The following is a 22,779-nucleotide window of genomic DNA, read 5'->3' on the forward strand; positions in this document are numbered from 1 at the left end:
GGAGCGAGTTAAGTGCGACGGACAACGCGCTATCCTGTTTCGGGAGAAAATTCATTATGGAATGTGTATAAAACAGTTTCTTTTTGGAAGGTAATGAAAAACTTTATTATTATCCAAATTGCGCGTTATACACCATTTTTATCCGTCAAGAATTGGTTATACCGTACGTTTTTACGGATGAAAGTCGGAAAGAAAACATCATTTGCACTTATGGTAGTGCCGGATATTATGTTCCCAGAAAAGATAACTGTGGGAGAGAATTCAATTATCGGCTATAATACAACGCTTTTAGCACATGAATATTTAATTCGCGAATATCGACTTGGAGAGATCGTCATAGGAAATGAAGTGATGATTGGAGCAAATACGACTATATTACCAGGTGTGAAAATTGGGGATGGCGCGATTGTTTCAGCTGGCACACTTGTTCATAGAGATGTCCCAAGTGGTGCTTTCGTGGGTGGAAATCCAATGCGTGTTATTTATACGAAAGAAGAAATGGATGCTAGAGAAGGTTGATGCTAAAAATGTAACATTTCTCTTCTTTTTTAATGAATAAAAAGGAAATAATTGAGTATAATATACTGTTTTGTTTTTTACGGAATCGTTTATACTTATAGATAGAAGAATGTGTGAACGAAGAAAACAAAAAACTGGAGGATATATGGGGAAAAATCAAGGAATATATAAGGAGAACGGACAAGTTATCTCTTTTAATCAATTATCGGACTTCTTTTATAAAAAAGGGATGAGGGCTTACAAAGGACAGAAATTGCAAGATGCAATTAAATATTTTCGAAGAGCGGCACAAAGTGAGAAGGAGCCGTTTATTTTATGCCAATTAGCAACAGTATTATCTGAGGCTGGTGAATATCAAGAGTCGAATCAAATCTTCTTTAAGCTTGTTAGATCTAATCCAGAACTTGAACAATGCTATTATTTTATTGCAAATAATTATGCATATATGGGGCTATTTCAGCAGGCGAAAAAGTATGCGGATCGCTATTTAGAAGTTGCAGAAGAGAAGGAATTTGTAGAAGATACATTAGAATTACTTGAAATTATGGAAGAAGAAGCGATGGGTGAGGAAGAGATTGAGGATGAAGACGATCTAATTGTTATGCAAGAAGAAGCGAATCGTTATATTCGTAACGGACAATTGGAAGAAGCAATTGCTACATTGGAAATTGTTACAAAAGATTATCCGGAATTTTGGTCGGGTCATAATAATTTAGCCATTGCACATTTTCAATCTGGTAATGTAGATAAAGCTCTGAAGTTAACGGAAATGATTTTAGAGAAAAATCCTGGTAATATACATGCGCTTTGTAATACGCTTATTTTCCTATATTCAATTGGAGAGCATAAACAAGTAGAAGCGTTAGCGGAGCAGTTAGTTTCAGTATATCCGATTTCGTTCGAGCATCGTTTGAAACTTGGAACGACACTTGCAACAATTGGTCATTTTGAGCCTGCATATAAATGGTTCAAAGTATTAAAGCGTCAAGGATATGAGGGAGACGTTAGTTTTTATTATTGGTTTGCATATTCTGCTTATATGGTGAAAGATCAGCAAGTAGCCGAAAAAATGTGGCAGCATGTTGTAGAATTGCACCCTGATAAAAAGGGAAAAGAACCGTGGAATGCGCTGAATTTAGCAGATGAAGGACAAAACGTATTATTTGAAGAATTACGAAAATCATTTCAACAAAGTGCGACGCTAGAGGAACAAATGCTAGCTTTATATTTAATGAATGAATTGTCAACGCCAGAGAAGGTGGGATTCTTCTTTGATGTAACGCAGGCGAAGAACGGTGTTCCAATCGTATCGCAACTTGCAAAGTATTTCTTTTTACTTAATAGCCATAAGAGCATTCCAGCTGATTTACAGCAATTTGAACAGTGCGCGCAAATTGCGGATGCTTTATATAATTATACGAAAAAAGATGATGAATTAATCGAAGAGTGTTTACAATTTTGGTTTTGTACGTTCATACGTTTATATACATCTGGGACAGTTTTTACAAATGTATACGGCTGGTCAGCTGCTGTTGAATATATCGTACGCAGCGAACAAGGAAATAAGATGACACAGTCGGAGCTTGGGGATGTATATAATGTATCTGTAGCGACTGTTCGAAAGTATGTGCAGGCTGTTAAACGTACGCACACATAGGGTAAGCAAATCATTGGGAAAAAAATGATGCTAACAGTATAATGAGGGTAACTTAATTGTGTAGGAATGAATAGGAGTGAATAGTGTGTCAGAAGAAAAAATTTATGATGTCATTATTATTGGTGCAGGACCAGCTGGTATGACAGCTGCAGTATATACATCTCGTGCGAATTTAAGCACATTAATGCTTGAGCGTGGTATCCCAGGTGGCCAAATGGCAAACACAGAGGATGTAGAGAACTACCCAGGTTATGAGTCTATTTTAGGACCAGACTTATCAAATAAAATGTTCGAGCATGCGAAGAAATTTGGTGCTGAATATGCATACGGTGATGTGAAAGCAGTCATCGATGGTAAAGAATACAAAACAATTATTGCTGGTAAAAAAGAATATAAAGCACGTGCAATTATCGTTGCAAGCGGTGCAGAGTATAAAAAAATTGGTGTGCCAGGCGAAACAGAACTTGGCGGCCGTGGTGTATCATATTGTGCAGTATGTGATGGGGCTTTCTTTAAAGGAAAAGAACTTGTAGTTATTGGTGGTGGAGATTCTGCTGTTGAAGAGGGTGTATTCTTAACACGCTTCGCATCAAAGGTAACAATCGTTCACCGTCGTGACACTCTTCGTGCACAGAAAATTTTACAAGATCGTGCTTTCCAAAACGAGAAAGTTGATTTCATTTGGAATCACACTATAAAAGAAATTAACGATGCAAATGGTAAAGTGGGAAGCGTAACACTTGTAGACGTAAACAGTGGAGAAGAGAAAGAAGTCAAAACTGATGGCGTGTTCATATACATCGGTATGTTACCACTATCAAAACCATTTGTTGAACTAGGTATTACAAATGAAAATGGTTACCTTGAAACAAATGAGCGTATGGAAACGAAAGTTCCTGGTATTTTCGCAGCTGGAGATGTTCGCGAAAAAATGCTACGTCAAATTGTAACTGCAACAGGTGATGGTAGTATCGCAGCACAAAGTGCACAACATTACGTAGAAGAATTATTAGAAGAACTAAAAACAGTATCAGAAAAATAAGGGATAATATGCCTTTTGAGAAGAAAGCTACCGATAGGAGCTTTCTTTTTTTTATGAAAATGTCAAAGTTTTGTCAAAAAATATTGGGATTATAAGCTTTCTTATTGATATACTGGACTTTACGGAAAAATCACTATAAGAAATGAGGAATTTATTCAGTATGGAATGGCGTAATATATATCGTGGATTTTGTATGGGCGTTAGTGATTTAATTCCTGGTGTGAGCGGCGGTACAATCGCTGTTGTGTTAGGGATTTATGAACAATTGCTTGCGGCAATTAGTGGATTCTTTAGTCGCGAATGGAAAAAACATTTAGGGTTTTTAATTCCCCTTGCAGCTGGTGTGGCAGCAGCGTTTTTAACGTTAAGTCACGTTATTAAATATTTACTTGCAAATCATTATGAACCGACTCAATTTTTCTTCCTCGGTTTAATTATTAGTATATTACCGATGTTAATGAGAGAAGCTGATGCAAAGTCGTCGTTTAAAGGTAAGCACATTGTTTTATTAATAGTTGCAGCAATTCTTGTTGCGATCACAGCTTTCTTTAAACCAGATAAGGCAGCAGATCCAATTACGACGTTAACAATTTTAAATGCAATTGGTTTATTTTTCGCGGGCTGGATGGCTAGTATGGCTATGTTGCTTCCTGGAATTAGCGGATCATTTATTTTATTAATTATTGGTGTGTATCCGACAGCAATTAATGCTTTAACTACACTGAACTTACCTTTAATCGTAGTTATCGGTGCTGGTGTTATGGCGGGGTTTGTTGTAAGTAGTAAAGGAATTAGTTTCTTGTTAGATCGTTATAAAAGTATGACATTTGCGGCAATTATTGGACTTGTTATCGGCTCGATTGTAATTGTGTTCCCTGGTATTCCAACTGGAGGATTTTCAATTATAAGTTCAATTATTACCTTTATTTTAGGATTTGCGATTGTTACTTATTTCGGTAAGAAATAAGGACTTTAATCCCCTTGGCGATAAAAATCGTTAAGGGGATTTTTCATGCTATTCATTGAAAGTCTAGGCATTTACATTGCTTGTTCTAGAAAGCTTTTTTAAAATTGTTGAGTAGCATGTGCTTAGCGAAAGAGGACTGGCTCCTTCGTTGTAGCAAACTGTTTTTGATAGTATAATGAAATGAGTATGCAGTGAGAAATTTACTGCAAGTAGCTGAGGTGAAGAAACATGCAAAGAGTGACAAACTGTGTGTTAATTAGAGATAATGAAGTACTCTTACTCCAAAAACCTCGCCGAAATTGGTGGGTTGCACCAGGCGGGAAAATGGAGCGTGGTGAGACAGTAAGAGATTCCGTTGTTCGCGAGTATCGTGAAGAAACAGGTATTTATTTAAAGAACCCAGCGTTAAAAGGGGTCTTCACCTTTGTCATCCAAGAAGGTGATAAAGTTGTTTCTGAATGGATGATGTTCTCCTTTTTAGCGACAGATTTTGCAGGAGAAAACAAATTAGAGAGCGAAGAAGGCATCATTGGTTGGCATACATTTGACAAAATTGATGATTTAGCAATGGCACCAGGAGATTATCACATTATTGATTATTTAATTAAAGGAAATGGCATAATCTACGGTACATTTGTATATACCCCAGATTTTGAGTTGCTTTCATATCGATTAGATCCGAGTTAAACCGTCAAGGAGAGGATAAGATGACAGAGAATAATGATATAAAAATGGTAATTATTACAGGAATGTCTGGAGCTGGAAAGACAGTAGCTTTACAAAGTTTTGAAGATTTAGGATATTTCTGTGTAGATAATTTACCACCGATGTTATTGCCGAAGTTTATTGAGCTTATGGCGGATTCAAAAGGGAAAATGAATAAAGTGGCACTTGGCGTTGATTTACGTGGCCGAGAGTTTTTCGAACATTTATGGGGAGCGCTTGATGATTTATCAGAACGTACATGGATTATTCCTCATATTTTATTCTTAGATGCGAAAGATGGCACGCTTGTAACTCGTTATAAAGAAACGAGACGTTCGCATCCACTTGCACCAACTGGTTTGCCGTTAAAGGGAATCGAGATGGAGCGTGGCTTATTAACTGATATGAAGGCGCGAGCAAATATTGTGCTGGATACATCGGATTTAAAACCGAAAGAATTACGTGAAAAAATTGTTCATCTGTTTTCAACTGAAACTGAGCAAGCATTTCGTGTAAATGTTATGTCATTTGGATTTAAGTACGGTATTCCAATTGATGCAGATTTAGTATTTGATGTTCGTTTTTTACCAAATCCATATTACATTCCACATATGAAGCCATTAACAGGACTAGATGAAGAAGTTTCATCGTATGTGCTGAAATTTAATGAGACACATAAGTTTTTAGAAAAATTGACGGATCTTATTACTTTCATGCTGCCTCATTATAAAAGAGAAGGCAAGAGTCAACTTGTAATTGCAATTGGATGTACAGGTGGACAGCATCGTTCTGTTACGCTTACAGAATACCTTGGGAAACATTTGAAACCAGAGTATAGCGTTCATGTATCTCATCGTGATGTGGAGAAGAGAAAGGGCCATTAAGGGATGAAAAAAGAGAGAAAACCTAAAATTGTTATCATGGGAGGCGGTACTGGACTCTCTGTTTTATTACGAGGATTAAAACAATATCCAGTTGATATTACAGCAGTTGTTACAATCGCTGATGATGGTGGCAGTTCAGGTAGATTACGTGATGAGCTCGAAATTCCACCCCCAGGTGACATTCGTAACGTACTTGTTGCGTTATCAGATGTAGAGCCGCTGGTGGAAGCTTTATTTCAGCATCGTTTCACAACGGGAGACGGGCTGAAAGGTCATGCGTTAGGAAATTTATTATTAGCGGGTATGACCTCGATTACAGGAGACTTCTTCCATGCGATTACGGAAACGAGTAAAGTGTTAAATGTCAGAGGTCGTGTGTTACCGGCAGCTAACCAAAGTGCGGTACTTCATGCGGAACTAGAAGATGGAGAAATTGTAACAGGTGAATCAAAGATTCCTTATTCCGGGAAGAAGATTAACCGCGTCTTTTTAACTCCAGAAGATGTAGAGCCGTTACATGAAACGTTGGCTGAGATTAAACGAGCTGATTTACTTGTTTTTGGTCCAGGAAGTTTGTATACGAGTATATTACCGAATTTAGTTGTTAACAAAATCGGGGACGCTGTTCTTGCTGCAAAAGCGAAGAAGGTATATGTGTGTAATGTTATGACGCAAGCTGGTGAAACGATGGGATATACTGCGTTTGACCATGTGCAGGCGTTACATGATCATTTAGGTAAACCATTTATCGATACTGCAATTGTAAATAACCGTGATATTCCTTGTGAATTACGTCAGTTGTATGAGGAAGAAATGTCGGCACCAGTTGTAGTAGATGAAGAGCGTTTTACAGAGAGCAATATTGATGTCATTCAAGATCAATTAGCGAAGTATGATGATCGTGTTGTAAGGCACGATACATTAAAACTAGCTTCTATTTTATATTCACTGTTGTAGATGTACGTTGCCTCGTTTGAGGTAACGCTCATCATTTCATATAGGACAAGATTTTTGTTCCAAAGTAATCGTATAAGGAGGTGTTGACTGTGTCATTTGCATCAGAAACAAAGAAAGAGCTAACGAATCTTGAGGTGAAGGAATGCTGTGAGAAAGCAGAATTATCAGCGTTACTTCGAATGAACGGATCGCTTTCTTTTTCAAACCGTCGTCTATCTATCGATATTCAAACGGAGAATGCGGCAATCGCAAGAAGGATTTATACGCTTTTGAAAAAAGGATATGACGTGACGGTAGAATTACTTGTTCGTAAAAAAATGCGATTGAAGAAAAATAATGTATATATTGTGCGGCTTGTTGAGAAGTCTCGCGAAATATTAGCTGATCTTCATATTGTTCGAGATGACTTTTCGTTAATTCGAAATATATCCCAGGAATTAATCGAGAAGAAATGTTGTAAACGATCGTATTTACGAGGTGCATTTTTAGCAGGTGGTTCAGTAAATAACCCAGAAACATCATCTTATCATTTAGAGGTCTTTTCGTTATATAAGGAACATAATGATGCTATATGTGAATTGATGAACGGATTTGATTTAAATAGTAAGACGTTGGAAAGAAGAAAAGGGTACATTACGTATTTGAAAGAAGCAGAAAAGATTACGGAGTTTTTAAATATTATAGGCGCTCATAATGCACTTTTAAGATTTGAAGACATTCGAATCGTTCGCGATATGCGTAATTCAGTAAATCGTTTAGTGAACTGCGAAACAGCCAATTTAAATAAAACAATTGGTGCAGCGCTAAGGCAGATTGAAAATATCCGTTATATTGATGAGACAGTTGGTCTTGATATATTACCAGATAAACTGCGAGAAATTGCACAATTACGAAGAGATTATCAAGATGTAACATTGAAAGAGTTAGGCGAGATGGTATCCGGGGGGAAAATTAGTAAATCGGGTATTAATCATCGTTTGCGTAAAATCGATGAGATTGCAGAGAAATTACGCGCGGGGGAAGCGGTAGCAAAAAAATAAGAGGTTAAAGGGGAAATGGAGCTGTGGTTCAAAAACGAGTTAAGGTTTCATTAAAAAACGGTTTACAAGCACGTCCGGCTGCGTTGTTTGTACAAGAGGCCAATCGCTTTCATGCGGATATCTTCATCGAGAAAGATGGAAAGACAGTGAATGCAAAGAGCATAATGGGGATTATGAGCTTAGCAATTGGAACTGGTAGCATGATAACAATTACAACAGAAGGTTCAGATGCAGAAGAAGCTTTAGAAGCATTAGCTGCATATATACAATAAGAAGCTATCGCGCATGTGCGATAGCTTTTTTGTTTTGTTATTTGGTGTTGGGAGTCGGGTATGTAGGGGGTGCATGCTTGTCGAGGATTGTCGGTAAGTCGATAAGTTGTGTCGAATCGTCGATATATTAAAATAATCGCCGATATATTTAGGGGTATACTAGGTGGGGTATGTGAGCGGGGAACAATATATAAAAGAAGCGCCCAATTATAGGGCGCTTCCGCTTTTAGTCTATCCAGCTCCAGCGGCTAGAATCTCCGGTCGTTTCGCCCCTTCATTCGAGGCAAAAAGCGCCTCGGAATCAGGGGCTCCATCGCCCTGCGATTCTGAACGAGCCGCTTCCGCTTTTAGTTATTAACGATTTGTAAAGATCTTATCGATTAAGCCGTATTCTAGAGCTCTTTCAGCTGTCATGAAGTTGTCGCGGTCTGTGTCGCGTTGTAGTACTTCAAGTGGTTGACCTGTGCGGTCAGCAAGAATTTGGTTTAGTTTTTCACGTAAGAATAGGATACGTTTTGCAGCGATTTCGATTTCAGTCGCTTGACCTTGTGCTCCGCCAAGTGGTTGGTGAATCATTACTTCACTGTTTGGAAGTGCATAACGTTTTCCTTTTTCACCTGCTGCAAGTAAGAATGCACCCATAGATGCAGCCATACCGATACAGATTGTTGATACTTGTGGTTTAATAAATTGCATTGTATCGTAAATTGCCATACCTGCTGTGATAGAACCACCAGGGCTATTGATGTAGATGTGAATATCTTTTTCTGGATCTTGAGATTCCAAGAATAAAAGCTGGGAAACGATTGAGTTAGCTACATTGTCATCAATTGCACTACCAAGCATAATGATGCGGTCTTTTAATAGTCGAGAGTAAATATCGTAAGCGCGTTCTCCACGATTTGTTTGTTCAATTACTGTAGGAATTAAATTCATCTGTTATTTCCTCCTTCTAAAGCTTTCTTAGTCTTATAATACAATTATGGTCAATAAAGGTCAAACGAAACCACTTTAAATCAAAAAAATATGTAGTTGTACCATGAATTATTCGCTATGTTTTTGAAATTCCCTGCTTATGTATCTTCAACATCATAACCGAATTACATAAATTTAAACGTTATAAAAACTGTAGAAAAAAAGAAAAGAACGCCTTTTTATTGAAGCGTTCTTTTGATATTTATTCTTTTAAAAGATAGGTTACTTTATTTAAAATCTTTTCGATTTGTTTCGCGTTTTTACTATACATATCGCTCGCTGATTTCGACTTTGTTTCTAGGGAAAATAGTTCAAGATCAGCATGACATTTTTTTAAAGATGCTAATAATAAAGGCTTATTTTGAGGAGAAGGCATTTGTAGTTTGTCATTATAAATGTCGATAGTAAGTTGTCCGTATGAATCCACTTGACCGAGAAAGACATTTTCAATAACAACACCGAGCTTTTCTAGCTCAGAATGTAACCAAGCACGGTTATGCCCACTTGCTGAAAGGGGGCCGTCTAGTACATTCCCATCCATAATAACAGTTTGTGGTTCTTTTTCATTTGGTACTTTTAAACCGAGATCTTTTGCAGTAAGTGGTTGAGCATCTTTCTTTAATAATACATTTAATTCTCCGCTCGGTTCTAAGACAGCAAATTCAACTTCAGCTATACTGAATGCACCATTTCCTCTAAGAAGTTCAAGTAACTCATCACTTGTGTATTTTTCTTTCTTTAAATTATCCTCAAGTACTTTGCCATCTTTTATTAACACTGTAGATTTTCCTTCAAAAAAATCTCTAGCAGTTTTGTTTTTCAAGGAAAGAATTCCAACGAAAAAAGGTACCGAGGCGAAAATAAGTATTGCAAAGACACCATGGAAAAACTTTTGATCAAGCCCTGTAGCTATTTGAGCAGCGATATCACCGATTGTCATTCCCGCTATGTATTCAAAAAAGGAAAGCTGAGAGATTTGCCTTTTTCCTAAGCACTTTGTAATAGTGAATAAAATAATTAATATGAATACAGAGCGAAGGATGACAAGTGTCCATTCCGGTAGGTGAGACATAGTCATTTCCTCCAGTCTACTTAAAACCCTCTATATTGAGGTTCTTCACGTTCTAATACTGAAACTCTATCCTGTAAATCAGCGATGACACTGTCCATTTCTAACATACATTCATGAAATACACGTTTTGCTTCGTTATCTGTAGAATTTAGTGAAAGGGAGCTTAAACTTGCTTGAGCGCCCCTTACACTAGCAAGGCAAGTTTTAACGCTAGCGATAACTGTCATACGAACACCTTATCCTTTCGGTTTGAATAGCAAAGCTCCAATGAAGCCGAAAATAATAGCTGCGGATACGCCGGCGCTCGTTACTTTAAACATGCCGGTAATGACGCCAACGATGCCGTGTTTTGCAGCTTCTTCCATTGCGCCGTGAACGAGGGCATTACCGAAACTTGTAATAGGTACAGTTGCCCCGGCTCCAGCAAAATCAATTAATGGTTCATACAAATTGAATCCGTCTAATATAGCTCCGGCAACTACGAGTGTTGCCATTGTATGAGCGGGTGTAAGTTTTACAACATCAAACATAAGTTGGCCGATTACACATATGAGTCCGCCGATGACGAAAGCCCAGAAAAAAATCATTGCGTTGCACCTCCAAATTCAATCGAAACGGCGTGAGCGATACACGGAATCGTTTCTTCTTGTTGGAATGTAAGTGGAGATAGTAAAGCGCCTGTCGCAACGACAAGTATTTTTTTGAACTCTCCTCTTTTCATTCGGTTTAATAAATGACCGTACACGACTGTTGCGGAACATCCCGGTCCGCTAGCACCAGCTATGACAGGTTGCCCTTCTCTATAAATGAGTATGCCGCAATCTTGAAACTGTTCGCTCGTTACTTTTGTTCCGTGTTTATGTAGTAGGTCATAAGCAATTTCGCGACCGACATGTCCAAGATCACCTGTTACAATTAAATCGTAATAAGAGGCGTCAATTTGTCGTTCGCGTAAATGGGCTTCAATCGTATCGACAGCTGCTGGGGCCATCGCACCACCCATATTAAAAGGATCTGTTAATCCCATATCAATCACTCGCCCGATTGTGGCAGAAGTTACCCTAGGACCATGTCCAGTGTCGCTTAAAATAGCCGCACCTGCCCCGGTTACTGTCCATTGTGCGGTAGGCGGTTTTTGACCGCCGTATTCAGTTGGATATCGGAACTGCTTCTCTACAGCAGCGTTATGACTAGATGCCCCAGTTAATAAATATTTTGCACCTTTTGCATTTACAATGCTTGCCCCGAGTGCTAATCCTTCCATAGAAGTAGAACAAGCGCCAAATAATCCGAGATATGGTGTGCCGAGTGTGCGGCAGGCAAAGCTTGTTGGAGTGATTTGATTAATTAAATCTCCTGCAAGTACGAATTGAATATCGTCTTTACGAAGTTCTGCTTTTTCAGTAGCGCGGCTACAAGCTTCTTCGAACAAAATTTTATGTGCTTTTTCATAGGAATCCTGGCCGAGCCATAAATCTTCATGAAGGATATCGAAGTCTTCTGGAATGTTTCCTTTTGCTTCAAATGGCCCGCCAACGACTCCTGTCGAAATAATAACTGGTTTGTTTTCAAATACCCATGTTCGGTGTCCTTGTAACATTTATAGCCCTCCCCATTGAACGAGAATCGTTTTAATAAGTGCGATGACGAAAGCTGAAAATACACCAAACAAAATAACGGAGCCGGCTAATTTAAACATATTTCCTCCAACGCCGAGTACGAACCCTTCTGTTCGGTGTTCGATACATGCGGCAATAACAGAGTTACCAAATCCAGTAACGGGTACAGCTGTGCCTGCTCCAGCAAACTGCCCAAAGCGGTCATATATACCAAAACCAGTTAGTAACATGGAAATGAAAATGAGAGTTGCGACTGTTGGATTTCCTGCTGAACGCTCAGTGAAGTCAAAATATGTGATATAAAACGTAGAAATGAGTTGTCCGATGAAGCAAATAAAACCACCGACGAAAAAGGCTTTAATACAATTTTTCAAGACAGGACGCTTCGGTTCGCGTTCTTGCTCGAATTTTTTATACTCTTGTTGCACAGGGGTTAAGTTCTTATCTTTACTAGACATTGCGATCCTTCCTTTTCTATTAAAAAGCGTTAAGTGTTAGACTCCATTTTTTTCCCAATGAGTTTTAATTGCTTATTGATCTCGTCTTTAGATACTTCTTTTTTCTTAATTTTGCTCTCAAGCTTTTCGAGTAACATAAAGATTTTTTTATCAGTACTTACACGAACATCGAAAGTAGGATGCTCATCACTTAGCTGTTTTTGAAGCTTCTTACGCAGAGGCTTTAATCCAAACCTTTCGTGATGCTCAGGTAGAACTGCTATGTAGAGATCCAAATTTGAATTCACTGCTGTGCTTTTTGTAATTTCATCCATAGCGAGAGCCCTTTTCTTGGCTCCTTGTGATATAGATTGATTAAAGGATTCCGTACTCGTCTTTGTTAGTTTGGGACCTTTTTCTTTCTCCGTTCGTTTTGCTTCTTCTTTCACTTTTTTATCTAAGGGACTATTATCACATCCGGTAAAAGAGCTAAATAGAAGGGCAAATAATGCGGTTATGAGACCGAGTTTTCGCATGATTATCATTCCATTTCTATTGCAATATGTAATGTGATAGAAAAAGGATGACTGCATATCATCCTTTTTCTATTTCACAGCATGACTAATCTGTTATTGCTGTGAGTATTGTGGTTCTTCTTGTTGGACTTCTTCAACGCGTGGATTTAAAGAATCGATAATCGTTTGCGTTTGCTCTGCAGCTGTTTGGAAAAGTTGCTTTGCTTGTTGGTTATCCGTATCAAGAGCGAATCCCTCTAAGCTAGCTTGTGCACTTTTTAATCCAGAAACAGTTTGCTTTAGTTTTGTAATTACAGTCATTGAATGAAGCCCCCTTTGGAATATCAATTCAAAGATTATAATTTGTGAGTTGGGATGAATTTATGATTGGAAAATTTAGGGGATAGTACTTTGTTAATATATTCCTAACTAAGATTCATAAAGGATTACAGGGATATTTTTATTGATTTAGATGGATTTTATTGCTATTATTATGAAAAGAAAATGAACTATTTTCTATAATCATGCGCCCATAGCTCAGTCGGATAGAGCGGTGGTTTCCGGTACCACGTCTGCCGGGGGTTCGAATCCCTCTGGGCGCGTTATGTATTGTTGGTGTTACGTGTTGAAAATAAATAGTAAATTTAAAACAACCTCTTGTATGTGATTAGAAATAATTGTGTATAGGGGGTTTTTGTTATGGCCCTACAAGGTACTTCTGTTAATTTTGTAATGAGTTTATACTAAAATTATCTAAAAATTATAGTATGAGGGGATTGCAGGTGCGTAAAATTAGTGGATATTTAAGTATTTTAGGGGATAACGAACGTAGAACCGTTGCTGTGTCTGATTCTGGTGAAATTACAGGCGATGAAATGTTGAAATTCATGTTAAATATGGAAGTGCACTATAAAGAAATTGATAGGGATTGTTTTGGACCTAATCACTATTTGCCTAGCGGAGACTACCATAAGGATTTAATAGCGATTGTCTTTACGGCTGAAATGATGTTAGACGACATGGAATTAGAAGGTGAATGGCCTGCTGAAGAAGGGGGTGTTATATTTAACGAAGCATAATGAATCTATCTGCATAAAAAGGTCTGCACTTACAAATATAAGTGCAGACCTTTTTTATTAATACTTGTTATATCTGATAATAAGATTTACTATTAGTATGTGGTAATAATTTTTATCGCGCTATTATTTTCTTTCAATATTATTCAAATTTCGGTTGTAAGTTGTAAATCTCATTAATACATATAAATTAATAATATTTTGGAATGGGTGTCTGTGATAGCATTCTCCTTTTACCAAACTTATTGTACAATAGAAACAAGGGGGAGATTAGTTTGAAGGCAAGTCTTTTACAAGAACAAAGCTTACGTTTGGCAATGACACAAGAGTTAAGGCAAGCGATTACAATGCTCCAGTATAATGTACAAGAATTATCGGAGTTTTTGTATGAGCAATCGTTAGAGAATCCCCTTATTGAGTTAGGTGGTTTTGAGAGGGAGAAGAAAAAGAGCTCTAACAACAGTAAAAGTACCAGCAAACAAATCGAGAATCAGATGGAAATCTACAGTGTGGATTCAACAACGATTCAGCAACATTTATTAAATCAAATACAGTATTATAAAATAGATGAAGAAGAGCGAAAAATAGCTTCTTTCATTATTATGAACATGGATGGAAATGGGTATTTACAAGAAACGAACGAAGAGTTAGCGGATCTCCTTTCCGCACCGATTCATGAAGTCGCCCGCTTTGTAGAGCTTGTCCAATCACTCGAGCCAGCAGGGGTAGGAGCGCGTAATATTCAGGAATGTCTAACTTTACAATTGAAGCGCTTACAAAGACGGAATGGATTAGCGGAAGAGGTTATAGAGGATCACTTCGCTTATTTCGTGAAGAAAGATTGGCGAAAGCTCGTTCAAGTGTTGAAGTGTAGTAATGAAGAATTGCAATCGGCGGTGAACTGTATTACGTCATTACAGCCGAAACCAGGTCTTGCGTTTTCTTCTGATAAACCGCTTTATATTGTGCCTGATATGGCGGTGAAAAAAGATGGTGATCGTCTCGTTTTACAAATGAACGAGAGAAATATGCCGAGAATTGAAATTCATTCTGAGTATAGTGCGCTTCTGAATAATAGTGAAAGTGAAGTAGCATCTTATGTATCAGAAAAGTATCAGCATGTGCAGTGGATTATGCGCAGTTTAAAACAGAGAAAACAAACGCTTCTGCAAGTGATGACTATTATTATGGAAAAACAACGTGATTTCTTCTGGGAAGGTCCAGAATATTTAAAACCGCTTGCTTTAAAAGAGGTAGCGGAAGAGTTAAGTGTGCATGAATCTACAATTAGTCGTGCAACGCGAAATAAATATGTGCAAACACCACATGGTTTATTTGAGATGAAATCTTTCTTTAGTAATGCTATTTCGACTACTGAAGATGAAGCAGTTTCTACAAAGCGTGTGAAACGATTTATCCAAACGCTTGTTGAGGCGGAGAATAAGAAAAAGCCACTTTCAGATCAAAAGATTTCAAAATTATTAGAAGAAGAGCATGAAATCGTTATTTCTCGAAGAACAGTGGCGAAGTATAGAGAACAAATGCACATTCCAGCGTCATCATTACGAAAAACGATCGGATAGGTGAAGAATATGAAAGTTGTACTGTATACAAAAAAAGATTGTGGCCTTTGCGTGCAGGCGAAACAAGTTTTAGAGGAAGTACAATGTGAATATTCTTTTCAAATCGAGGAAATAAATATATATGAAGATAATGACCTTTTAGAAAAATATCACCTAATGATTCCGGTGGTAGAAATAGGCGGAAAACAAGTAGAATATGGTAACATTCACAAAGGTGTCATAATAAACTATATAAAGAATGCAGTTAAGAGTTGAATAAGTTTCTATCTCCTGTTACAATAATACACGTAGCAGGGATTATTTTTTTAACCTATGTGGGACACAAAATGTCACTACGGGACGTAAAGTGACCACGAGGAAAAATGAACCAATGTAGTGAGGAGAAAAGATATGCGCTCATGGATTCAGAACACAAAAAAATTATTACCTGATCTGCTACCTGTTATGCAAAAGAGAATGCAAATTCTTCAATACATTAGGCTCATGCAGCCGATTGGAAGAAGAAACTTGTCAGCAAGTCTCGGTATGACAGAACGAGTATTGCGAAGTGAAGTTCAAGTTTTGAAAGAACAAAACTTAGTTCACGTCGCTTCTTCTGGAATGACTTTGACAGAAGAAGGAACAGCTTTAGTTCTTGCTTTGGAAGACTTTATGAAAGAAATTTCCGGGTTAAAGGTTTTAGAAAAGCAACTTAAGGAAACATTAGACTTGGATGAAGTTTTCGTTGTCCCTGGTGATAGTGATGAATCACCTTGGGTCAAACTGGAGATGGGCCGTGCTTGTGTGACTTGTATAAAAGACCGTCTGACAGCGAATAATATCGTTGCTGTGGCTGGAGGAACTACGCTAGCTGCTGCTGCGGACATGATGCAGCTTGATTGCAAAGATTTACATATGCTATTTGTCCCAGCGCGTGGTGGAATTGGAGAGGGTGTCGAATTAGAAGCCAATACCATTTGTGCCAAGATGGCACAAAATACGATGAGTAATTATCGCTTATTGTATGTTCCAGACCATGTTAGTAGCGAAGCATATGCGTCTATTGTGACAGAGCCTTCCGTGAAAGAAGTTCTTGAGTTGATTCGATCTTCCAATATCGTCATTCATGGAATAGGTGATGCGTTAACAATGGCACGTCGCAGAAATACTTCAGAAGCAGATTGGTTAAAGATTCAAGCAAGCGAAGCAGTAGGCGAAGCTTTCGGTTACTACTTTAATGAACAAGGAAATGTTGTTCATAAAGTAAGAACAGTTGGTATGCAACTTGAGGATTTACAACATGTATCTCACGTTGTTGCAGTCGCTGGAGGTTCTTCAAAGGCAAAGGCAATACAGGCTGTAATTAAACAAGGGCACACTTCAATTCTAATTACAGATGAAGGTGCAGCAAAACAGTTAACAAAGGGTATTACCCTTTAATATAATCCCCCAAGGAGGAAATTCAAATGACTAAAATTGGTATTAATGGATTTGGACGTATCGGACGTAACGTATTCCGCGCAGCTCTTAACAACTCTGAGGTAGAAGTAGTAGCAATCAACGACTTAACAGATGCTAAAACATTAGCTCACCTTTTAAAATATGACACAGTTCACGGAACTTTAAATGCAGAAGTATCTGCTAACGAAAACAGCATCGTTGTTAACGGTAAAGAAATTAAAGTTATCGCTGAGCGTGACCCAGCTCAATTACCATGGAGCGACTACGGAGTAGAAGTAGTAGTAGAATCTACTGGCCGTTTCACTAAAAAATCAGACGCTGAAAAACACTTAGGTGGATCAGTTAAGAAAGTTATCATCTCAGCTCCAGCTTCTGACGAAGATATCACTGTAGTTATGGGTGTTAACCACGAACAATATGATGCAGCTAACCACAACGTAGTATCTAACGCTTCTTGTACTACAAACTGTCTAGCTCCATTCGCTAAAGTATTAAACGAAAAATTCGGCGTAAAACGCGGAATGATGACAACAATTCACTCTTACACTAACGACCAACAAATCTTAGACTTACCACACAAAGATTTACGTCGTGCTCGTGCAGCAGCTGAAAACATGATCCCAACATCTACTGGTGCAGCTAAAGCTGTAGCATTAGTATTACCAGAACTTAAAGGTAAATTAAACGGTGGCGCTGTACGTGTTCCAACTGCTAACGTTTCTCTTGTTGACTTAGTTGTTGAACTTGACAAAGAAGTAACAGTTGAAGATGTAAACGCAGCATTCAAAGCAGCAGCTGAAGGCGAATTAAAAGGTATCCTTGGATACAGCGAAGAGCCATTAGTATCTATCGACTATAACGGATGTACAGCTTCTTCTACAATCGATGCATTATCTACAATGGTAATGGAAGGTAACATGGTTAAAGTACTTTCTTGGTACGATAACGAAACTGGTTACTCTAACCGCGTAGTAGACCTAGCAGCATACATGACTTCTAAAGGTCTTTAATTCTTAATTATATAAGTAATCAATGACAAAACGAGGGAGAGGGTTTGTTCCCTCTCTCTCTTCTTTCGTTTTAAAAGCAAATGTGTTAAGCTTTTGAGTGGGTTTTGTCAATCCTAACTAGTAGTCGGAGGGAAATCCAATGAACAAAAAATCAATTCGTGACGTAGATTTAAAAGGTAAGCGTGTATTTTGCCGCGTTGATTTCAACGTACCTATGAAAGAAGGCAAAATTACAGATGAAACTCGTATCCGTGCAGCTCTTCCTACAATTCAATATTTAGTAGAGCAAGGTGCGAAAGTTATTTTAGCAAGTCACTTAGGCCGCCCAAAAGGTCAAGCAGTAGAAGAATTACGTCTTACTCCAGTAGCAGCACGTTTAGGCGAGCTTCTTGGTAAAGATGTTAAAAAAGCAGACGAAGCATTCGGACCAGTTGCACAGGAAATGGTTGCAGCAATGAACGAAGGCGACGTATTAGTTCTTGAAAACGTACGTTTCTATGCGGGCGAAGAAAAGAACGATGCAGAACTTGCGAAAGAATTTGCAGCTCTTGCTGATATCTTCGTAAACGATGCATTCGGTGCAGCTCACCGTGCTCACGCTTCTACAGCAGGTATCGCAGACTACCTACCAGCAGTATCTGGATTATTAATGGAAAAAGAGTTAGATGTACTTGGAAAAGCACTTTCTAACCCAGAACGTCCATTCACAGCTATCATCGGTGGTGCGAAAGTAAAAGATAAAATCGGTGTAATTCGTCATCTATTAGACAAAGTAGATAACTTAATCATCGGTGGCGGACTTGCTTACACATTCGTTAAAGCTTTAGGTCATGAAATTGGTCTATCTCTATGTGAAGACGACAAGATCGAACTAGCTAAAGAATTTATGCAACTTGCAAAAGAAAAAGGCGTAAACTTCTACATGCCAGTTGATGTTGTAATCACAGAGGAATTCTCTGAAACTGCAACAACTCAAATCGTAGGTATCGACTCTATCCCTTCTACTTGGGAAGGCGTGGACATCGGTCCTAAAACACGTGAAATTTATGCAGATGTAATTAAAAATTCTAAGCTTGTTGTATGGAATGGACCAATGGGTGTATTCGAAATGACTCCATTCGCAGAAGGTACAAAAGCAGTAGGACAAGCATTAGCAGATGCAGAAGATACATACTCTGTTATCGGCGGTGGTGACTCTGCAGCAGCTGTTGAAAAATTCGGTATGGCTGATAAAATGAGCCACATTTCTACTGGCGGCGGTGCGTCATTAGAATTCATGGAAGGCAAAGAGCTTCCAGGTGTAGTTTGTCTTAACGACAAATAAGTAGCAGCCAAAGAAAAAGGACGGTGCAAAGCATGCGTAAACCAATTATCGCAGGTAACTGGAAAATGAATAAAACTCTATCTGAAGCAGTTAGCTTCGTAGAGGAAGTTAAAGGTCAAATCCCAGCAGCTTCAGCTGTTGATGCAGTAGTTTGCTCTCCAGCTCTATTTTTAGAGCGTTTAGTAGCAGCAACTGAAGGAACTGATTTACAAGTAGGTGCACAAAACATGCACTTCGAAAAAAATGGTGCATTCACTGGCGAAATTAGCCCAGTAGCACTTAGCGACTTAAAAGTAGGCTACGTAGTACTTGGCCACTCTGAGCGTCGTGAAATGTTTGCTGAAACAGATGAGTCAGTAAACAAAAAGACTCTTGCAGCATTTGAACATGGTTTAACACCAATCGTATGTTGTGGTGAGACTTTAGAAGAGCGCGAAAGCGGAAAAACATTTGATCTAGTAGCAGGTCAAGTGACAAAAGCACTTGCAGGTTTAACAGAAGAGCAAGTTAAAGCAACTGTTATCGCTTATGAGCCAATCTGGGCTATCGGTACAGGTAAATCTTCTTCTTCTGCAGATGCAAACGAAGTATGTGCGCACATCCGTAAAGTTGTTGCAGAAGCTGTTTCTACAGAAGCTGCAGAAGCTGTTCGTATTCAATACGGCGGTAGCGTAAAACCAGAAAACATTAAAGAGTATATGGCACAATCTGACATCGACGGCGCTTTAGTTGGCGGTGCTAGCTTAGAGCCTGCTTCGTTCTTAGGTCTTCTGGGGGCGGTAAAATGAGAAAGCCAACAGCTTTAATCATTCTTGATGGTTTCGGACTACGTGAAGAAACTCATGGGAATGCTGTAGCACAAGCTAAGAAACCTAATTTTGATGGTTACTGGAACAAATTCCCTCACACAACGCTTACAGCTTGTGGTGAGGAAGTAGGCCTTCCAGAAGGTCAAATGGGTAACTCTGAGGTTGGTCACTTAAATATCGGTGCTGGCCGCATTGTATATCAAAGCTTAACACGCGTAAACGTTGCAATTCGTGAAGGTGAGTTCGATCAGAACGAAACTTTCCAAAATGCAATTAAAAGCGTAAAAGAAAAAGGTACTGCTCTTCATTTATTCGGTTTACTTTCTGATGGTGGTGTGCACAGTCACATGAACCATATGTTTGCTCTTCTTCGCTTAGCAGCAAAAGAAGGCGTGGAGAAAGTTTATATCCATGCATTCTTAGACGGCCGCGATGTTGGACCACAAACAGCAAAAGGTTATATCGATGCAACAAATGAAGTAATTAAAGAAACAGGAGTAGGACAATTCGCGACTATCTCTGGTCGTTATTACTCTATGGACCGTGACAAGCGTTGGGATCGCGTAGAAAAATGTTACAGTGCTATGGTGAATGGTGAAGGCCCTACTTATAAATCAGCAGAAGAGTGTGTAGAAGACTCTTATGCGAACGGTATCTATGATGAATTCGTATTGCCGTCTGTAATTGTTAACGAAGATAACACGCCAGTTGCAACAATCAATGATGATGATGCAGTTATCTTCTATAACTTCCGTCCAGACCGTGCAATTCAAATTGCTCGTGTATTTACAAACGAAGACTTCCGTGAGTTCGATCGTGGTGAAAAAGTACCTCACATTCCTGAATTCGTTTGTATGACACATTTCAGTGAAACTGTAGATGGTTACGTGGCATTCAAGCCAATGAACCTTGATAACACATTAGGTGAAGTTGTTGCGCAAGCGGGATTAAAGCAACTTCGCATCGCGGAAACTGAAAAGTATCCGCACGTTACATTCTTCTTTAGCGGTGGTCGTGAGGCTGAATTCCCAGGAGAAGAGCGTATTTTAATTAACTCACCGAAGGTTGCAACGTATGACTTGAAACCTGAAATGAGCATTTACGAAGTAACGGACGCTTTAGTAAATGAAATCGAAAATGATAAACATGATGTTATCATTCTTAACTTTGCAAACTGTGATATGGTTGGCCATTCTGGGATGATGGAACCAACAATTAAAGCAGTAGAAGCAACTGACGAATGTTTAGGAAAAGTTGTAGAAGCGATTCTTGCAAAAGATGGTGTAGCACTTATTACTGCTGACCATGGTAATGCTGATCAGGAGTTAACTGCTGATGGTGGACCAATGACAGCTCATACAACTAACCCGGTTCCTTTCATCGTTACAAAAAATGATGTAGAGCTTCGTGAAGGTGGTATTTTAGGAGATATCGCTCCAACAATGCTTACGCTTTTAAATGTGGAACAACCGAAAGAAATGACAGGTAAAACAATTATTAAATAATTTGCTTATATAAAAAGGAGAGAATTTATTATGTCAACAATTATTGATGTTTATGCTCGCGAAGTCCTTGACTCTCGTGGTAACCCAACTGTAGAAGTAGAAGTTTACACAGAAAGCGGCGCTTTCGGACGCGCTATCGTACCAAGTGGTGCATCTACTGGTGAGCACGAAGCAGTAGAATTACGTGACGGTGACAAATCTCGTTACCTTGGTAAAGGTGTTCTAAATGCAGTAAACAACGTTAACGAAGCAATCGCTCCAGAAATCGTTGGTTTCGACGTAACTGACCAAGCTGGTATCGACCGTGCTATGATCGAATTAGATGGCACTCCAAACAAAGGTAAACTAGGCGCTAACGCTATCCTTGGTGTATCTATGGCAGTAGCTCACGCTGCAGCTGACTTCGTAGGTCTTCCATTATACCGTTACCTTGGTGGATTCAATGCAAAACAATTACCAACTCCAATGATGAACATCATCAACGGTGGTTCTCACGCTGATAACAACGTAGACTTCCAAGAGTTCATGATCTTACCAGTTGGTGCTCCAACATTCAAAGAATCAATCCGTATGGGTGCTGAAGTATTCCATGCACTTAAAGCTGTATTACATGACAAAGGTCTTAACACTGCAGTAGGTGACGAAGGTGGATTCGCTCCAAACCTTGGTTCTAACCGTGAAGCATTAGAAGTAATCATTGAAGCTATCGAAAAAGCTGGTTACAAAGCTGGCGAGAACGTATTCTTAGGAATGGACGTTGCTTCTTCTGAGTTCTACAACAAAGAAACTGGTAAATATGACCTTGCAGGCGAAGGCCGTACTGGCTTAACTTCTGCAGAAATGGTTGATTTCTACGAAGAGCTTTGCAAAGACTTCCCAATCATCTCTATCGAAGATGGTTTAGACGAAAACGACTGGGATGGTCACAAATTATTAACTGAGCGTATCGGTGATAAAGTACAATTAGTTGGTGACGACTTATTCGTAACTAACACTCAAAAACTTGCTGAAGGTATCGAAAAAGGTATCTCTAACTCAATCTTAATTAAAGTTAACCAAATCGGTACTTTAACTGAGACTTTCGAAGCTATCGAAATGGCTAAACGTGCTGGTTACACAGCAGTTGTATCTCACCGTTCTGGTGAAACTGAAGATGCTACAATCGCTGACATCGCAGTTGCAACTAACGCTGGCCAAATCAAAACTGGTTCTATGAGCCGTACTGACCGTATTGCTAAGTACAACCAATTATTACGCATCGAAGACGAACTAGGCGAAATCGCTGTTTACGATGGTATCAAATCTTTCTACAACATCAAACGATAATTGTAGAAAATAACGACAGACCGTGAGAAATCACGGTCTGTTTTT

26 protein-coding genes and 1 tRNA gene are annotated in these 22,779 nt (G+C 38.8%); 19 read left to right on the forward strand and 8 right to left on the reverse strand.

Translation table 11 applies throughout. The annotated features are described in order from the left end of the window. Positions 1–12 precede the first annotated feature (12 nt). The 9 genes from DM800_RS09795 (at position 13) to DM800_RS09835 (ending at position 8,043) form a co-directional block, all read left to right on the forward strand. On the forward strand, positions 13–519 hold the full coding sequence (locus tag DM800_RS09795; RefSeq protein ID WP_088608596.1) for an acyltransferase: 507 nt from the start codon (positions 13–15) through the stop codon (positions 517–519). Between the two features lie 145 nt (positions 520–664). Next, entirely contained in the window at positions 665–2,176 is a 1,512-nt protein-coding gene (locus tag DM800_RS09800; RefSeq protein ID WP_147786796.1) for a tetratricopeptide repeat protein, read from the forward strand. An 85-nt stretch (positions 2,177–2,261) separates the two neighbouring features. Further along, complete coding sequence (trxB, locus tag DM800_RS09805; protein WP_001288065.1) at positions 2,262–3,218, forward strand: thioredoxin-disulfide reductase; 957 nt, start codon at positions 2,262–2,264, stop codon at positions 3,216–3,218. Positions 3,219–3,378: 160 nt separating this feature from the next. Beyond that, positions 3,379–4,185 carry a DUF368 domain-containing protein gene (locus DM800_RS09810; protein WP_000455195.1) on the forward strand — a complete coding sequence of 269 codons (807 nt, stop codon included), beginning with the start codon at positions 3,379–3,381 and terminating at the stop codon, positions 4,183–4,185. Positions 4,186–4,413: 228 nt separating this feature from the next. Further along, complete coding sequence (locus DM800_RS09815) at positions 4,414–4,872, forward strand: NUDIX hydrolase (protein WP_001190080.1); 459 nt, start codon at positions 4,414–4,416, stop codon at positions 4,870–4,872. A gap of 20 nt (positions 4,873–4,892) precedes the next feature. Further along, a complete protein-coding gene (gene rapZ / locus DM800_RS09820; protein ID WP_000138461.1) occupies positions 4,893–5,774 on the forward strand; it encodes an RNase adapter RapZ in 882 nt (293 codons plus the stop codon). Positions 5,775–5,777: 3 nt separating this feature from the next. Then, positions 5,778–6,731: a gluconeogenesis factor YvcK family protein gene (locus DM800_RS09825; protein ID WP_000712182.1), complete on the forward strand. Its 954-nt coding sequence runs from the start codon at positions 5,778–5,780 to the stop codon at positions 6,729–6,731. Positions 6,732–6,820: 89 nt separating this feature from the next. Further along, a complete protein-coding gene (gene whiA / locus DM800_RS09830) occupies positions 6,821–7,771 on the forward strand; it encodes a DNA-binding protein WhiA (RefSeq protein ID WP_000006569.1) in 951 nt (316 codons plus the stop codon). Positions 7,772–7,794: 23 nt separating this feature from the next. Further along, positions 7,795–8,043 carry an HPr family phosphocarrier protein gene (locus DM800_RS09835; RefSeq protein WP_000250305.1) on the forward strand — a complete coding sequence of 83 codons (249 nt, stop codon included), beginning with the start codon at positions 7,795–7,797 and terminating at the stop codon, positions 8,041–8,043. 354 nt (positions 8,044–8,397) lie between these two features. On the opposite strand, the gene clpP is transcribed toward DM800_RS09835, so the two are convergent. The 8 genes from clpP to DM800_RS09875 all read right to left on the reverse strand — a co-directional run bounded on the left by clpP (position 8,398) and on the right by DM800_RS09875 (position 12,982). After that, positions 8,398–8,979 carry an ATP-dependent Clp endopeptidase proteolytic subunit ClpP gene (gene clpP, locus DM800_RS09840; RefSeq protein WP_001049163.1) on the reverse strand — a complete coding sequence of 194 codons (582 nt, stop codon included), beginning with the start codon at positions 8,977–8,979 and terminating at the stop codon, positions 8,398–8,400. 241 nt (positions 8,980–9,220) lie between these two features. Next, positions 9,221–10,090, reverse strand: a complete 870-nt coding sequence (locus tag DM800_RS09845; RefSeq protein ID WP_147786797.1) for a DUF421 domain-containing protein — start codon at positions 10,088–10,090, stop codon at positions 9,221–9,223. Positions 10,091–10,110: 20 nt separating this feature from the next. Beyond that, positions 10,111–10,317: a DUF1657 domain-containing protein gene (locus DM800_RS09850; RefSeq protein ID WP_087983999.1), complete on the reverse strand. Its 207-nt coding sequence runs from the start codon at positions 10,315–10,317 to the stop codon at positions 10,111–10,113. A gap of 9 nt (positions 10,318–10,326) precedes the next feature. Continuing rightward, the gene (spoVAE, locus tag DM800_RS09855) at positions 10,327–10,677 is read right to left on the reverse strand and encodes a stage V sporulation protein AE (protein ID WP_000575924.1); all 351 of its coding nucleotides are present in this window, start codon (positions 10,675–10,677) and stop codon (positions 10,327–10,329) included. Then, positions 10,674–11,690, reverse strand: a complete 1,017-nt coding sequence (gene spoVAD, locus DM800_RS09860; protein WP_087983063.1) for a stage V sporulation protein AD — start codon at positions 11,688–11,690, stop codon at positions 10,674–10,676. The genes spoVAE and spoVAD overlap by 4 nt, the downstream gene beginning before the upstream one ends. Continuing rightward, the gene (gene spoVAC, locus DM800_RS09865) at positions 11,691–12,167 is read right to left on the reverse strand and encodes a stage V sporulation protein AC (RefSeq protein ID WP_000095399.1); all 477 of its coding nucleotides are present in this window, start codon (positions 12,165–12,167) and stop codon (positions 11,691–11,693) included. 29 nt (positions 12,168–12,196) lie between these two features. Beyond that, positions 12,197–12,682 (reverse strand): YhcN/YlaJ family sporulation lipoprotein, encoded by a 486-nt coding sequence (locus DM800_RS09870; RefSeq protein ID WP_046955592.1) that lies wholly within the window; start codon positions 12,680–12,682, stop codon positions 12,197–12,199. Between the two features lie 93 nt (positions 12,683–12,775). Further along, complete coding sequence (locus DM800_RS09875) at positions 12,776–12,982, reverse strand: DUF1657 domain-containing protein (RefSeq protein ID WP_000216160.1); 207 nt, start codon at positions 12,980–12,982, stop codon at positions 12,776–12,778. A gap of 205 nt (positions 12,983–13,187) precedes the next feature. On the opposite strand from DM800_RS09875, the gene DM800_RS09880 reads away from it, so the two are divergent. The 10 genes from DM800_RS09880 to eno all read left to right on the forward strand — a co-directional run bounded on the left by DM800_RS09880 (position 13,188) and on the right by eno (position 22,734). After that, positions 13,188–13,263 (forward strand) — tRNA-Arg (locus DM800_RS09880). Positions 13,264–13,443: 180 nt separating this feature from the next. Next, a complete protein-coding gene (locus tag DM800_RS09885; RefSeq protein ID WP_147786798.1) occupies positions 13,444–13,740 on the forward strand; it encodes a hypothetical protein in 297 nt (98 codons plus the stop codon). A 272-nt stretch (positions 13,741–14,012) separates the two neighbouring features. Beyond that, complete coding sequence (rpoN, locus tag DM800_RS09890) at positions 14,013–15,320, forward strand: RNA polymerase factor sigma-54 (protein ID WP_088064784.1); 1,308 nt, start codon at positions 14,013–14,015, stop codon at positions 15,318–15,320. Positions 15,321–15,329: 9 nt separating this feature from the next. After that, positions 15,330–15,575, forward strand: a complete 246-nt coding sequence (locus DM800_RS09895) for a glutaredoxin family protein (protein WP_000869731.1) — start codon at positions 15,330–15,332, stop codon at positions 15,573–15,575. A gap of 135 nt (positions 15,576–15,710) precedes the next feature. After that, positions 15,711–16,739, forward strand: coding sequence for a gapA transcriptional regulator CggR (gene cggR, locus DM800_RS09900; protein ID WP_147786799.1), 1,029 nt, complete (start codon positions 15,711–15,713; stop codon positions 16,737–16,739). A 26-nt stretch (positions 16,740–16,765) separates the two neighbouring features. Then, complete coding sequence (gap, locus tag DM800_RS09905; protein ID WP_000161234.1) at positions 16,766–17,770, forward strand: type I glyceraldehyde-3-phosphate dehydrogenase; 1,005 nt, start codon at positions 16,766–16,768, stop codon at positions 17,768–17,770. A gap of 139 nt (positions 17,771–17,909) precedes the next feature. Next, positions 17,910–19,094 carry a phosphoglycerate kinase gene (locus DM800_RS09910; protein ID WP_001036333.1) on the forward strand — a complete coding sequence of 395 codons (1,185 nt, stop codon included), beginning with the start codon at positions 17,910–17,912 and terminating at the stop codon, positions 19,092–19,094. Positions 19,095–19,126: 32 nt separating this feature from the next. After that, the gene (gene tpiA / locus DM800_RS09915; protein WP_001231043.1) at positions 19,127–19,882 is read left to right on the forward strand and encodes a triose-phosphate isomerase; all 756 of its coding nucleotides are present in this window, start codon (positions 19,127–19,129) and stop codon (positions 19,880–19,882) included. Further along, on the forward strand, positions 19,879–21,408 hold the full coding sequence (gene gpmI / locus DM800_RS09920) for a 2,3-bisphosphoglycerate-independent phosphoglycerate mutase (RefSeq protein ID WP_001231145.1): 1,530 nt from the start codon (positions 19,879–19,881) through the stop codon (positions 21,406–21,408). The genes tpiA and gpmI overlap by 4 nt, the downstream gene beginning before the upstream one ends. Positions 21,409–21,438: 30 nt before the next feature. After that, positions 21,439–22,734 carry a phosphopyruvate hydratase gene (eno, locus tag DM800_RS09925; RefSeq protein WP_000103948.1) on the forward strand — a complete coding sequence of 432 codons (1,296 nt, stop codon included), beginning with the start codon at positions 21,439–21,441 and terminating at the stop codon, positions 22,732–22,734. Positions 22,735–22,779 lie beyond the last annotated feature (45 nt).

It is taken from the genome of Bacillus sp. AY18-3, from assembly GCF_008042305.1.
Lineage (GTDB): Bacteria > Bacillota > Bacilli > Bacillales > Bacillaceae_G > Bacillus_A > Bacillus_A wiedmannii.